Raw genomic sequence first — 13,339 nt, 5'->3', positions numbered from 1 at the left:
AATAAGCGGGTAAACCCGCTTATTCGACCAGCATATTGGCAACCAGTCGGCTAACCCCCTGCTCGTCGCGTTCGACATACACGCCTTGCAGCTCCGGTGAGAAGCCTGGCAGCTGATTGATTCCCTCTTCCAGCGCCATAAAATAACGCTGCACCGCACCGCCCCACTCTTCGCCCGGTACCACGCACAGCACGCCGGGCGGATAAGGTAGCGCCCCCTCGGCGGCAATACGCCCCTGAGCGCTGGCAACCGGCACCAGCTCAACGTGACCACGAATATAGGCAGTATGCGCGTCCTGGGGATTCATCAGCACCTTTGGCAAACTCTCTTTGCGGAACATCGCCTTTTGCAGATCTTTAACCTGATAGCTTACGTAAAGATTATGCATCTCCTGGCACAGCCGCCGCAGCGTATAGCCCTCGTAGCGCGTCTGGTTTTTACGATACACCGTCGGCAGCACTTCACTCAGCAGCGCATCATCCTTAAGGTGTTGCTCAAACTGGCGCAGCATCGCCACCAGGTGCGCCATTTTCTCTTCGCTTTCGGCGGGCGTCAGCAGGAACAGGATCGAATTAAGATCGCATTTTTCCGGCACGATGCCATTTTCGCGCAGATAGTTGGCGAGAATGGCGGCGGGAATACCGAAAGGGGTATAGGCGCCGCTGGCGGCGTCAATGCCCGGCGTCGTCAGCAGCAGCTTACAGGGATCGACCAGATACTGGTCTCTGGCATAGCCTGAAAAGCCGTGCCAGCGAGCATCAGGTTCAAAGCTGAAGTAGCGGACATCGCTGGCAATCGCCTCGGTCGGCGCCTCATGCCAGGGCCGGCCATCTACCACATCGGGAATAAAGGGACGGATCATCTCGCACTGGTTCAGGATCGCTTTACGCGTCTCAATACCCAGCATCACGCACTCCTGCCATAGCCGGCGACCGGCCGGCCCCTGATGCATCCTGGCATTGACGTCCAGCGCCGCAAACAGCGGGTAAAACGGGCTGGTCGACGCGTGTAGCATAAAGGCATTATTCAGACGCTTATGCGGACAAAAGCGTTTCTGACCGCGGATATGGTTATCTTTCTTGTGTATCTGTGAGGTCTGGGAAAAGCCAGCCAGCTGCTTATGCACCGACTGAGTAACAAAGAGCCCCGGATCGTCAGGGGTAAGATCCAGCATCAGCGGCGAGCCCGCCTCCAGCACCGGGATAAACTGCTCGTAGCCCACCCAGGCCGAATCAAACAAAATATAGTCACAAAGGTGGCCAATGGTATCCACTACCTTGCGCGCATTGTAGACCGTGCCATCGTAGGTGCCGAGCTGGATTATCGCCAGCCGGAACGGACGGGCTTCCTGCGCCCTTTCCGGCGCCGTTTCAGCGATGCGCTGGCGCAGGTAAGCTTCATCAAAGCAGTGCGCATCAATACCGCCGATAAAACCGAATGGATTGCGCGCCGCCTCAAGGTAAACCGGGGTTGCACCGGCCTGAATCAGGGCGCCATGGTGATTGGACTTGTGATTATTGCGATCGAACAGCACCAGATCGCCGCGAGTCAGCAGCGCGTTAGTCACCACCTTATTGGCGCTGGAGGTGCCGTTGAGCACGAAATAGGTTTTGTCGGCGTTAAAAACCCGGGCCGCAAACTTCTGTGCATCCTTCGCCGATCCCTCGTGGATCAGCAGATCGCCCAGCTTAACGTCGGCATTACACATATCGGAACGGAAAATATTTTCGCCGTAAAAGTCATAAAACTGGCGACCGGCCGGATGTTTGCGAAAAAAGGCGCCGCCCTGGTGACCCGGGCAGGCAAAGGTGCTGTTATTCATCGAGACGTAGGTGGTCAGGGTATCAAAGAACGGCGGCAGCAGGCCCAACTCATATTCCGCTGCGGCGCTTTCTAATTCTGCTGCGTCATCCTCGCCACCGGCCAGAACCCCGGTCACCTCTGGCAGATTTTCCTGTCGTTCCCCCGCCTGCAAGGCGATAAACACCGGCAGGTCAAAGCCGGTGTATTTAAGCAGCGCCAGAATGCCGCTATGCGAGTCGGCGGAGGAGATAACCACCGCCGCAATATCGGTAAAATCCGTACTGTCGAGCGTTACCACCTGACGAGCGGTCTGAAGTCGCCAGGCCACGGAGGCGCTGGCTGCAATTTTTAAAGGAGTCATGCACAAATCCCTTACGGTCAAGGATGAGTGAGTGGCAGAACCACGGCAATGGGAAATAATCCCGATGAAAATATCTTAATATTAGCAGTGAGGTCAGCGGCTGCGGCTGTCAGGCGTAGTAACGGCAAATGCTTCCGTCATTAACGGCCTGGCAGCGAGCCGGTCCGGCCTCACCGAATAGAAAAATAGTTTAATGACAAGCTGTAGCCGTGCGGGGTGATAACTGCGCGCGATGGCATAAAAGGTCGGGGGCATAAGCTGTTGGTCAGCAGCATACCTTGCATTAGCTTGTCCTCAGTTGACAGGAAGAATCAGACAGGACGTCAAAATTTGCGCAATAATGGCACTTTTTCTGGCCCGCTTCAAGACGCTGAACGGGCAGGTTCACCGGGTTCAACCCGCTTCGGCGAGCGGCAATCAGACGTAAAAGGCCCGGAGGTTAAGGGTAAATATAAGGTGCTTCCATAGCCAGGGGCGTCGGTAAGAAGTCATAATGACAGCAGGATATGACTGGGGGATGGTGGAAAAGCGCGCGGTCAGGCAATATTTGGCAATAAAGCATTTGACGCCATACCGTCATTAAGGTTTAATGCGCCCCGTTGCCCGGATAGCTCAGTCGGTAGAGCAGGGGATTGAAAATCCCCGTGTCCGTGGTTCGATTCCGCGTCCGGGCACCATACATCGAAGCACACTGGTTAGAAGTGAGATCTCTAACGGGTGTCTAAACGAAGATGGTGTTCAAAGCAACGGTGACTGCATTTGCAGATGCATCATCCAAGATTGAACATAAAATCTTCAAGAAAGGGTATCAGTGGCTGCTAATGCCCTTTTCTCGTTGGCGTAAATAATTACAACCATTGTTGCATCTGTCAACCTCAGCTCAAGATTCGATAAATTTAGTCCCCCCCCAGCATTTGTCATTCGCGTCACTAGCTCAAACGTGGCTTAACCTGCCCGCTATTCGGTCTTCCCCTCCGGACATGCCAACCTTGTGAACACATTGCCTATCGATCAATTAATGAAGCTTTCATGGATATGGTAAAGAAACTTCTCTCATTTAGATAAAGCACAAATAATTTATTCCTGAGCAGACATCCGATATTTAAATTATGATTGAAGCCTCCAGGTATGACTGTTTTCCCTGCACGGCTGTCTCATTAGGACGATGATTCGCCTCAGATAAAGGCTATTTAATGAATAAGGAACTGTTATAACTTCGATGCCAAAATATGTGAACGACATGATGTCAGGAATTACTGATTATGACAAGTGAACACTTATAGATAGAGTCACTGTTTGATCAATATCTGAGAAAAAAGTACAGGTGGAATATTCAAAATGGATATTTCCAAGGGTGCCTGGCTATCCACACATGATGATATTAAAAGTAGATCGTACAAATTGATATGCACAATAAACTTAGTGCAATACTAATCCCAATTCCTTGAGCCGCCGATAAGGTTGAAGATATGCCAGCACTAGAGCACTTAAGATACGAATTCCCATGAGATAACAACATCATAAAAATAGATATCACCACGGCTAAAATTCCAAACATTGTGCTAATGAGTTCGTGATGCTGAAGCCCGGACTTACAAACTAAAAGGGATAAAATGAGCGTCCCCAACAAAGTTCTCTGCCATGCAAGTATTGTCCTTTCAGGCTGCAGTCCGGGATCTCTTAATGGTGGATTACCTTCCATAATAAACAGTTAGCAATGTAGCGATTAAGGTTGTCACGGATAAGCCTCCACTCAGCCAGATTATCATCTTTGGATAAGTCAGAGGATTGTCATGGCGCATTGCATTTTCATTTTCTGCCCAACGCCGATATGCATACCAGGATAACCCGGCGGATACAATACTTAATCCCATAACTAGTATCTCCCGGAGTATAATTGGAGTCAGTTCGGGAGCAAGTTGGTCTAGACCTACGGCAGCAGCCATAAAAGCAAGTGACGTTCGTATCCACGCCAGAAATGTGCGTTCATTTGCAAGGGTAAAACGGTAATCTGGCGATTTTCCACTCTTTTTCAAAATCATAGTTTTCTTTTTCTTAAAGTGGCTTCAGGAGAAGCCACAAATTATTCTTACGAGCATTAATTCATTAATATTCAGAGTCTACTGTTGAGAGGCGTAGTTATTTTCTGCTTGAGGTTTGTTGCCATCGTCAACGGCGCGTATATCACCCAGCCGTATAGTTAGAGACAATATAGCAACGAAAACAAATATCCCTATGATAGTTCCAAATATGGTCGAGTAAGAGTCACCAGACTGCATCAAAATATAGCCAAATAGCGCTGGTAGCATGATACCAGCCGTCTGGTTAGCAGCATTACATATTCCAGCAGCGGCACCAACCGTCTTAAGAGGGAAGTATTTGACTACCAGTATCAGACAAGTGGACTGCATAGTCCCTGCACCTACAAACGCGATGGTGCTGCACGCAACCGCTAAGGGTACGGTAGGGGCAACCAAAGTGCCCCAGCACCCCAGAGCGCCAATAATTGCGCTGACAAACATGAGGATTTTTTCCTTCCCCATTAGATATCTGTCTAACATATAGCCTGTAGCTAAAGTAAAAAATGCCGCACATATAGTTGGTAAAGATGCGGCAAATCCCATGACCTCCAACTTCAATCCCCGGACCTGCATCCAATAGCTAGGTAGCCACGAGTTCAGGCCAATGAGCAAAGAACCAAATGCAAAGTTAATAATAATAAATTTCCAGAAGTGAGGAATTCGAAATACGTCAAGATAATTAACTTTGACTCTCTCTTTTTTATCAGGCACCGCCATTCCCCGTGACGACCTCATAAAAATAATGGCCAGTACGAAACCAAACAAGCTGTAAATTATATAAACTGTTCGCCATTCAAAATGAAGAATAAGCTGAGTTGTTACCAGAGCACCCAAACCAATACCAAGCTTAGAGGACGCCGTTATAGTAGATTTTGCCATGCCGCGTTGATGCCTAGGGAATAGTTCTCCGACGATACGGGTATTCGTCGAAGGAAAAGCACCTTCACCAAGGCCAAACAGGATCAAGACACAAATGAGTGCTGACAACGAGCCCGTAAAAGCTAGCATGCCAGTAAATATTGACCACATAATCACCGTGCAAATTATAACAGGACGGGATCCGAATCGGTCAGCAAGGAAACCACCAATAATGTTCATTGGTACGTAACCAATGTAAAAACTGCTTATGGCCAGACCAAGTTCTACTCGGGAAATACCCAGATCGTGTGTCACCGGCACAGCTGCTAATGAAAGTAGGTTTTTATCAAACTTTGCCAAGATAATAAGCAAAATGTTTATAAGCATGATGCTGAGGATATTTTTCTTAGAAATCGTCATTTAACAATTCTCCGATCGCATAATAATAAATATTGCTGCGTAACTTCCAGATAACTCCTCAGCAATGTCGAAATGGCTTATATAAATTTCGAGGGCGCAGGTGTATATGGGATTGTATATCCTCCCTCAAGTAACTTCAGGCGCCCACCATTCTGGACTATGCGATCATATTGATTATTCTTTACAATCTTATCTATTAATTCAGGATTGCATATGCAGTAAAGTTTATGAATACATGTACTCAGAGCGTCAGCGTATTTCTCATTTTCAGCCAGATCACTGAATTCTCCTGGATCAGCATCAAGGTCAAACAACTGCGGCCTAAACCCGACGTAATAGATTAATTTAAAGTTTTTATATCGCACCATAAAGGTGCCAGTTACTGACCCTGATGCATGATATTCGCTGAAGACAACTCGTTCAGGATCGATAGTCCCTTCGCTGATAGTAAATAATGAAGTTCCTGGAAGGTCCGAGTCTTTTTTGGCATCAAGTTCCGCGCCCACTCCTTCGATAATCGTTGGAAACAAATCCACCATTGAAACCAGCGCATTTTCCTTCTTGCCTTTAGGCAAGTCTGGGCCTGAGACTATCATTGGAATAGAGACAGAGCCGTCATACATGGTGCTTTTAAACCATAGGCCGTGCTCTCCCAGAGTGTCGCCGTGGTCGCTGGTATAAATGATTCTGGTGTTTTCTGACAGGCCAGCTTCCTTAACGGCACCAATCACTCTCCCTACTTGATCGTCCATGAAGCTGCATAGACCATAATATGCAACGATAGCACGGCGAATTTCTTCCTGTGAAAAGTCTTCATACATACCAGAGATGTGCCGATACATATCCAGAGCAGGATGAGAAGGACGTTCACTGAGCGTATAATCTGCAGGCAATGAAATTTCATCCTCATTGTATAGATCATAAAATTCTTTCGGTGCAGTCAGGGGAAAGTGTGGTGTGACGAATGACACAAACAGTACCCACGGTTTTTCGTTATGACCTGCTTTATTTTGAATGAAGTTAACGGCGTCGTCCCCAATACTCTGGTCATAGCGGGTGTAACCAGTTTCGCCTCTGCCCGCGTCCTGAATTTTTTTTCGATTTGAAATTTTGGGTTCGAAGTTATCCCTTACAAGAGAAAACAGGTCGCCAGTGCCTCCTACTACGTGTAGAGAGTTTAACTGCTGACTGAAGCCATTGCTGTCCTCGTCTCTACGATAATGCAGTTTACCGATGGAAGTTACCTCATGCCCTTGTTCTATGAGCCGATGACCCCAGCTGTCTACTTCGCCGCAATAGGGCGTGGCATTGTCCCAGTGTCCGGTCTCATTAACATATCTGCCAGTGGCCAAGCTGGCCCGCGAAGGAACACAAATTGGGCTAGAACAGTAGGCATTGGTAAACCGAACACCGTTACTCGCGAGGCTGTCAATATTGGGTGTTTTAACAAGCTTATGACCGTAGCATCCACTCATTAGCTTGTTGTGCTCATCGGATATGATAACAATCATATTCATCGGTTTTGTGGTCATAAATCCTCCTCTTGTTAAGATTTGGTTACGATAATGAGTGTTAAATGTTTAAGTCTGTCACCCCGGTGACAATTTGATTGCTTTTGATGATTTTGCGACAGCCGTCCCACCTTAATTATCTACAGTGTCTGAATTGTTCGTTAAAGACTCCAAGAGATGTAAGCTCTATAAACAGTTAATTTAGGTGTTATAAATAATGAAAGACATCTACAACAAGGTTTTCATTGACAATAACAATGAGCTTATTGATTTCACGAACGAAACAATACGCAGGTATGGTGCGATAAAACACTATAACAAGGGAGAGTTCTTATTTAAGGAGGGGGATCTTCCTGGTTATTTATATGTTGTTAATACTGGATTGATAAAAGTATCTCAAAGTATCGGAACAGGCTCTGATATTACTTTTTTTCTTAAAACGGTGAATCAAGGCATTGGCTTGAGTGAGTCGTTACTAGGAACCAAAAGATTAAGGTATGCGCAGTGCCTGCTAGAAAGCACAGTAAGCGCGGTTTCACTTGTAGATCTGCTCATATTGAGCAGGGATCCTCGCTTTCTGCATGGATTACTGCTAAGAGTTGCCAAAAGCTACCTCCAGGTACAAAGTAATCTGGCGGTCTATACCCACCTTTCTTTGCGATTAAGACTGGCACATCTGCTCAAAAACATGTCGTCACCTGATGAACATGGAATATTAAGAATTGACGTAAATTTCAGCCATGAAGAATTATCGAATTTTATCGGTAGCAGTCGTCAGAAAACTACTCGACAGCTTAATGAATGGAAACAGCAAGGACTAATTACATATTCAAGAAAGGAAATTCTAATTTTTGATATTGATGCTCTTACTGAGCAATAATCTGGAAAATATGTATCGGTCCTTTTTATCTGTCCGGCCCATCATAAAAGAGGTAAGTATGAGTACACATTACGCCCCCCGTTTTCCCGGAATGGTATGGGTTCCTGGCGGACGCTTCATAATGGGTTCTGACAACTTTTATCCTGAAAAGCACCGCGTAGAAACTCGCGAATGTCAGGCAGCACTGGCTTCACTATGCCAATGGTAGTGTCGGTGGCGGCGAGTGCTATCAATTCCAGCATCACCGAGCGCGCGCCCTGCGAATCAATGATGATCACGTCGTACTCATTGAAAAGCGGATGCTGCAGCACGTTGCGCATGCGCAATCGACCATCCGGCGCGTGCAGCATGGCAGTAAGCAAATGGGCTTGCGGGTCGTTGGAAATGATGACGTCGAGATTAGGGATAAAGCTGTTGGAGATTATGTTGCTGGATTCACTGAGATCCACAGACTGCATCAGCAGCTCATAAATGCCGCAAGGCGCTTCGTAGGTGAGTTGATAAATGCTGCTGGCAGTGGGCTGGCCGAAGTCGCCATCGATTAAAAGCGTTTTCAGTCCTGCATCTGCGATGAAGCCACAGAGGTTTGCAGCTTGCGTAGATTTGCCTTCTCCACCTTTGGTGGAAATTACGGGAAGTATTTTCATCATGCACATCCGAAGTTAGTTCGGGTGTACACCTGCTTATTCCGTCAATGCCCGTTTACTGCATGAAATCCGGTGAAAAAATCAAACCTAAAGTTTCAGCAAGGGGATTGAAAATCCCCGTGTCCGTGGTTCGATTCCGCGTCCGGGCACCAATATTTTCAAGGGGTTGCACATGCAACCCTTCATTTTTCATAATACTTTCAGAAAACCCTTTCAGAATACCACCCTCTTCAGACTGCATAATTTTTCATTATCCAGGTTATCCATTACCGACTACTGTCTGTTGCGACCATCTATTTAAACCGTAAAACTTGAAACCTCCCCAACTGCCACTACGTTTAACGGGTGCTGATTTTTATCCAAAGGGGAAAATATGGATATTGCTGATGTGGCTCAGCTGCGTGAAGAAGCTATTCTGTCAGCCGCTATTGCGGCAAGGGAAACACCACTGACCAGCCCGGATGGCTTTTGCATCTGGTGTAAGGATGAGCCTGTAGTTGCAGGTACGGCTTTCTGCTCCGCCGAATGTGGTGAAGATTACGGTAAGTACCGCCGCGAAATGAAGCAGCGGATAAAAGGTGAGTGACAGATACACCTGCAACGGAGGGGGCCGGGACAAACAGAGTTTGTACCGGATGCGCGGAAACCTGAAGTGGGAGCTTTACGAGGAAACGCTACCCCCTGAGGCCGCGCCGGATGCCATCAGGGTTGACACCCACGGCTGCTTCTTCGGACAGGCCGTGCTCAGTCTGTTTTCATCATCACCCGGCCCTTTAGTATTTTCTTTAACGATTGATAATGCACTCACTGACTTGTTTTTGTGATTAATGACTCGATTTCGATCGAAAATACCGATCAATCAGTAATTAGTTTATGATTGGTTAAGCCTCCGTATGAACAATGGGGCGACCAGGTCATATCATTACGCAAGTAAACAATATTCGGAGCATCTGAAAAAATGAATACAAAGATTTACACAAAGAAAAAGCCGTTGGTGGTGGCGCTGTCACTGGCTTTACTGTCATCTTTGCACACCAGTTATGCGGCTGACAATACCATTTCAGACCAATTCTATGAAAACGCAGATGTAGTGGACTTACCAAATAATAGTGGTGAAAGTAATATTAAAACATCCTTCTTCTATGACAATTCAGCTCTAACCCTTGGTCAGGGTGCCGCATCAGAGGAAAATGAATTTCATGACAATACGGCACAGACATTAAGCGCCGCCAGCGCTTCGTCTGAAAGTGATGTTTTTCACGACAGATCATCACAGGATGTAGCCGGCGGTGCAACATCTACACACGCCAGTTTTTTTGATAGTGCAACCCAAAATCTCTACGCAGCTGGCTCATCTGTAGCTGGCAAGTTCAGTTCAAATTCCAAACAGTATGTTTCACTTGATGGAATATCAACTCAGGACTCCTTCACTGACAACGCAACACAGACGGTCCGCAGTGGCGGTTCAGCCTCTGGTGCCACCTTCTCCGGCAACGCCTCCCAGATACTGGAAGATGGCGCGCAATCAGAAAACACCAGCTTTAATGACAACGCCAGCGGCATTGTTGGCGCAAATGCCCGGATGCTGGGTAACACCACGCTGAACGGGAACGCAGTTCTGACAGCAATTGCTGCCTATCAGGCCCATGCAGAAGCCCGGCAGATAGATAATATTGCTATTAACCAGAACGCTCGTTTAAACATCCTCGGAGCCAATGACAGTGACAGCGCAAATGAAGTAACGGCGGGAACAATTACCATGAATGGGGGTACCATTCAGTTTGGTCATAATAACGGCATTGACAGCTACAGCACTCTAACTGCTGATACCGTAAACGGCTCAGGCGGCAACCTGATTATGAACGGCAACCTCGCCGACCATCATAACGACCAGCTTGTCACTGACAACATGTCCGGAAAATACAACATTCACCTGAATAACCAGGATTCAGGTAAAGAGCTTTCCGCTGGTGCGCTGAATGACCTTATCGTTGTTAATGGCAATAACAGCGCCACCTTTACTCTGGACGGTGGTGCTGACCAGGGCACACACAAAGTTATTGTGGACACCAAAAAAGACCCCGTCACTGGTAAAACCGTCGTGATGCTGGTCACTGACACCAGTCAGACCTCCCGCACCACCGATGCCGTTATGGGACTGGCTTCCGCCACTCAGTACATTTTTGATGGCGAGATGCAGGCACTGCGTACCCGTCGTGGCGACATTCAGCGTTTTGACCAGGGTGAGGGCGGCGTCTGGGGCCGTTATCTGCATAATTCCACCGACATAACCGCCGGTGCCGGTTCAGATTACCGGTTAGGCCAGAACGGCATGGAAATTGGCGGCGACAAAGTGTTTGATGTGGCTGAGGGTAAACTTTCAGTCGGCGCGCTGACCTCCTATTCTAAAAGCTCCGTGAAACAACGGGGCGACAGCAGCCCGGTTGCCAGCTACGGGGCGGGTCTCTACTCCACCTGGATGAGTCCGGCAGGCTACTATGTCGACGGCGTTATCAAATACAACCGCTTCAGCAGCGACCTGCGCACTCACACGGACCGGGGGCAGCTGGTGAAGGGCAGCTACGACCAGAATGGCTACGGTGCCGCGCTGGAAACCGGTTACCAGTTAACCCTGGGTGATGGCATCAGCGTCGACCCGTATGTGCGTGCCAGCTACTTCGCCGCGCAGGGCAAGGATATGGCGCTGAGCAACGGTATGAAAGCCGATATCGGTACCCAGAAATCAGCAAAAGGCGAGCTGGGCGTGTCCGTCGGTAAAGCCTTTGAAGCCCGCAGTGTGACCCTGAGTCCTTACGTGACGGCCGCGGTGGAGCATGAGTTCCTGAAAGACAACACCGTGACCTTTAACGACCGCTACACCTACAAAAACGACCAGTCAGGTACGCTGGGCAAGTTTGGTGCCGGCATGACCGCTCAGGTAAGCAAAAACGCCCAGGTGTTTGTGGAAGCGGATTATCGCAAGGGTAACAAGGTTGAAAGTCCGATTATGGCCAATGCCGGATTCCGGGTTAACTTCTGATTGTTTCAGCTAAATAACAACAGCCCCGGACATACCGGGGCGTCATAACCACCTGCAGTACATTCGTATTCATGATGCTCTTTATGCCCGGTCCCCGAAGCCGGGCTTTTTTATTCCGGTTATAAAAAACTGCCGCCCGGGTTACGCCGGCTTATCCGGCCACCGGATTTTCTCCGCCTCCGCCAGATTAACGCGGCTCAGCAGTACCCGGTACTTCTTCCAGGCTGCCAGCTGATTTTTTTCATCGTCCGTCGCCATATTCAGCTCCACTGCATCCTGAAGCGGGGTAATGTTGTCATTCGCCGTCTGCATAAACCGGCTTTTCTGGTTTTCTGCATCACGCAGCTGTGCCGCTTTTTCAGCCTCATCATCCTTCACCCACTTTTTGCCGTCCCACTTCTGATGCTGACCGTCGGGCGCAACTGAGGTAGTGTTGTCGGGCAGAGGCCCCGGCTCAGTAACGAATATTTGCATTCCGGTTTTAGTATCAAAAATCACCCTGCCCCGGTGGTCCTCTGCCAGTGACCATGCGGCCTTATCCGGGTCAAATACGGCCACATGAGCGGCAGGGATATCAGGCGGCGCAATGTCCGTGCAGTTTGCCGGCAGTCCGGTATGGGGCGGGATGTAAGCATCACCGGCGCCTATAAACTCCATGGTATCTGCACGCAGGTTATAGACTCGCAGGGTCTGTGCCTCTTCGCTCATTTTAAAGGTCATTTTTTTACTCCGTGGTGATGTGCGCCGGTATTGATAAAATAGCGATGGTCATGGCAACCCGCTAATGATGGCAGGATGCTGTGAGTGTGAGCGCCGGTATGGATGTAATGGTTATACCTGCCACATCTGCATTCTGGCGATTTGATGCTGTGAGTGTATTCACCGGAATAATGCCCGCGTCCGGAGTCTGATGTCGCACCATAAGTACCCGCGGCCATGCTGCCCCGGCCGCAACCGCAGTCACAACCCCGGCCCCGCAGGGGCCACATGTCCGGGTGCCAGTCTGTTGTTGCAGTGCATCCACAGGCCTTAACCACCGCCTGATGACGCTGTGTCGCATACTGCCAGCTGATGTCCTGTGCCGGTGAGATGACGCTCTGCCAGGCAAGCAGCATCTGCCGGGCCACACTCGCCGGTGGCACCCGCCCGTATCCGGCCCCCATCGCAGGGAACACCACCGTCCGAATCCTTCGGTCGTCGCTGGCATTCAGATTATGGTGATGGATGGCCAGCAGCGCCGCGCGGGTGGCGCTGTACACCGCATCAGTGCCGTCGATAATCAGCGGCACGCGCATGGTCGGGGCATGCACCAGCCACGGATGACGGGCGTTGCCGCTTTCAATGACAAATGCCGTGCCCACCGGCTGCTCACCCAGATACTCCCTGATAATATGCTTCTGAACCCTGGCCTGTAACTGCGTGCCGAAAAACGCCGTAATGGCCGCATCCACGCCGCCGTCCATCAGCCCGAAGCTGTTGGCGGCGCTGACCATGCAGTCAAAGTTGCCCACTGTTTCAAACGGACCGTGATGCACGGTGACGTCCGGTATAGCGGAAAACGCGCTGTCGAACGCCCGGGCCATCGCCGGAACCGGCGCGGAAAGAATCAGTTTAATCATGCAAGCCTCACAATGTAGTTAAACGCAATATTTTTAACGGTGTTTTCCGCATTGCCTGTCGCGTCAATGGTGGCGCTGTGACCGTGCGCGCCCATATCGATATAATGATTATGCGCACC

10 protein-coding genes, 2 tRNA genes and 2 pseudogenes are annotated in these 13,339 nt (G+C 49.2%); 5 read left to right on the top strand and 9 right to left on the bottom strand.

The features are described from left to right. Positions 1 to 19: 19 nt before the first annotated feature. The gene (locus tag BTJ39_RS12560; protein WP_078003047.1) at positions 20 to 2,164 is read right to left on the bottom strand and encodes an ornithine decarboxylase; all 2,145 of its coding nucleotides are present in this window, start codon (positions 2,162 to 2,164) and stop codon (positions 20 to 22) included. Positions 2,165 to 2,765: 601 nt separating this feature from the next. Here BTJ39_RS12560 and BTJ39_RS12555 point away from each other — a divergent pair. Then, positions 2,766 to 2,841, top strand: a tRNA-Phe gene (locus tag BTJ39_RS12555). A gap of 704 nt (positions 2,842 to 3,545) precedes the next feature. On the opposite strand, the gene BTJ39_RS24570 is transcribed toward BTJ39_RS12555, so the two are convergent. The 4 genes from BTJ39_RS24570 to BTJ39_RS12535 form a co-directional block, all read right to left on the bottom strand. Next, on the bottom strand, positions 3,546 to 3,866 hold the full coding sequence (locus BTJ39_RS24570) for a DUF202 domain-containing protein (RefSeq protein WP_078003046.1): 321 nt from the start codon (positions 3,864 to 3,866) through the stop codon (positions 3,546 to 3,548). After that, the gene (locus BTJ39_RS12545) at positions 3,856 to 4,206 is read right to left on the bottom strand and encodes a YidH family protein (protein ID WP_078003045.1); all 351 of its coding nucleotides are present in this window, start codon (positions 4,204 to 4,206) and stop codon (positions 3,856 to 3,858) included. Before BTJ39_RS12545 ends, BTJ39_RS24570 begins: the two co-directional genes overlap by 11 nt. Before the next feature lie 78 nt (positions 4,207 to 4,284). After that, entirely contained in the window at positions 4,285 to 5,523 is a 1,239-nt protein-coding gene (locus BTJ39_RS12540) for an MFS transporter (protein WP_078003044.1), read from the bottom strand. A gap of 77 nt (positions 5,524 to 5,600) precedes the next feature. Continuing rightward, a complete protein-coding gene (locus BTJ39_RS12535) occupies positions 5,601 to 7,055 on the bottom strand; it encodes a sulfatase family protein (protein ID WP_078003043.1) in 1,455 nt (484 codons plus the stop codon). Between the two features lie 196 nt (positions 7,056 to 7,251). Here BTJ39_RS12535 and BTJ39_RS12530 point away from each other — a divergent pair, with 196 nt between their 5' ends. Beyond that, positions 7,252 to 7,914, top strand: a complete 663-nt coding sequence (locus BTJ39_RS12530; RefSeq protein WP_078003042.1) for a Crp/Fnr family transcriptional regulator — start codon at positions 7,252 to 7,254, stop codon at positions 7,912 to 7,914. Between the two features lie 152 nt (positions 7,915 to 8,066). Here BTJ39_RS12530 and BTJ39_RS12525 read toward each other — a convergent pair. Next, positions 8,067 to 8,561, bottom strand: a pseudogene (locus tag BTJ39_RS12525) (ParA family protein); the annotation flags it as partial. A gap of 49 nt (positions 8,562 to 8,610) precedes the next feature. Between BTJ39_RS12525 and BTJ39_RS24870 the strand changes: the two are divergent. From BTJ39_RS24870 to BTJ39_RS12505, 3 genes are all read left to right on the top strand, one after another. Then, positions 8,611 to 8,713 (top strand) — tRNA-Ser (locus tag BTJ39_RS24870). A 221-nt stretch (positions 8,714 to 8,934) separates the two neighbouring features. Next, positions 8,935 to 9,147 (top strand): hypothetical protein, encoded by a 213-nt coding sequence (locus tag BTJ39_RS12515; protein WP_078003040.1) that lies wholly within the window; start codon positions 8,935 to 8,937, stop codon positions 9,145 to 9,147. Between the two features lie 372 nt (positions 9,148 to 9,519). Then, positions 9,520 to 11,601 (top strand): autotransporter outer membrane beta-barrel domain-containing protein, encoded by a 2,082-nt coding sequence (locus tag BTJ39_RS12505; protein ID WP_078003038.1) that lies wholly within the window; start codon positions 9,520 to 9,522, stop codon positions 11,599 to 11,601. 141 nt (positions 11,602 to 11,742) lie between these two features. On the opposite strand, the gene BTJ39_RS12500 is transcribed toward BTJ39_RS12505, so the two are convergent. The 3 genes and pseudogenes from BTJ39_RS12500 to BTJ39_RS25410 all read right to left on the bottom strand — a co-directional run. Further along, positions 11,743 to 12,321: a tail fiber assembly protein gene (locus tag BTJ39_RS12500; protein WP_078003037.1), complete on the bottom strand. Its 579-nt coding sequence runs from the start codon at positions 12,319 to 12,321 to the stop codon at positions 11,743 to 11,745. Next, a complete protein-coding gene (locus BTJ39_RS12495) occupies positions 12,318 to 13,220 on the bottom strand; it encodes a macro domain-containing protein (protein WP_078003036.1) in 903 nt (300 codons plus the stop codon). Before BTJ39_RS12495 ends, BTJ39_RS12500 begins: the two co-directional genes overlap by 4 nt. Continuing rightward, positions 13,217 to 13,339, bottom strand: a pseudogene (locus tag BTJ39_RS25410) (phage tail protein); the annotation flags it as partial. The pseudogene BTJ39_RS25410 and the gene BTJ39_RS12495, both read right to left, overlap by 4 nt.

This window comes from Izhakiella australiensis (assembly GCF_002006995.1).
Lineage (GTDB): Bacteria > Pseudomonadota > Gammaproteobacteria > Enterobacterales > Enterobacteriaceae > Izhakiella > Izhakiella australiensis.
This window is presented reverse-complemented; position numbering and strand designations above follow the sequence as displayed.

Excerpts from the sequence above, each read along its gene's own strand:
- BTJ39_RS12530 (WP_078003042.1), top strand. The coding sequence starts at position 7,252 with ATGAAAGACATCTACAACAAGGTTTTCATTGACAATAACAATGAGCTT.
- BTJ39_RS12540 (WP_078003044.1), bottom strand. The coding sequence starts at position 5,523 with ATGACGATTTCTAAGAAAAATATCCTCAGCATCATGCTTATAAACATT.
- BTJ39_RS12505 (WP_078003038.1), top strand. The coding sequence starts at position 9,520 with ATGAATACAAAGATTTACACAAAGAAAAAGCCGTTGGTGGTGGCGCTG.
- BTJ39_RS12560 (WP_078003047.1), bottom strand. The coding sequence starts at position 2,164 with ATGACTCCTTTAAAAATTGCAGCCAGCGCCTCCGTGGCCTGGCGACTT.
- BTJ39_RS12495 (WP_078003036.1), bottom strand. The coding sequence starts at position 13,220 with ATGATTAAACTGATTCTTTCCGCGCCGGTTCCGGCGATGGCCCGGGCG.
- BTJ39_RS12500 (WP_078003037.1), bottom strand. The coding sequence starts at position 12,321 with ATGACCTTTAAAATGAGCGAAGAGGCACAGACCCTGCGAGTCTATAAC.
- BTJ39_RS12545 (WP_078003045.1), bottom strand. The coding sequence starts at position 4,206 with ATGATTTTGAAAAAGAGTGGAAAATCGCCAGATTACCGTTTTACCCTT.
- BTJ39_RS12515 (WP_078003040.1), top strand. The coding sequence starts at position 8,935 with ATGGATATTGCTGATGTGGCTCAGCTGCGTGAAGAAGCTATTCTGTCA.
- BTJ39_RS24570 (WP_078003046.1), bottom strand. The coding sequence starts at position 3,866 with ATGGAAGGTAATCCACCATTAAGAGATCCCGGACTGCAGCCTGAAAGG.
- BTJ39_RS12535 (WP_078003043.1), bottom strand. The coding sequence starts at position 7,055 with ATGACCACAAAACCGATGAATATGATTGTTATCATATCCGATGAGCAC.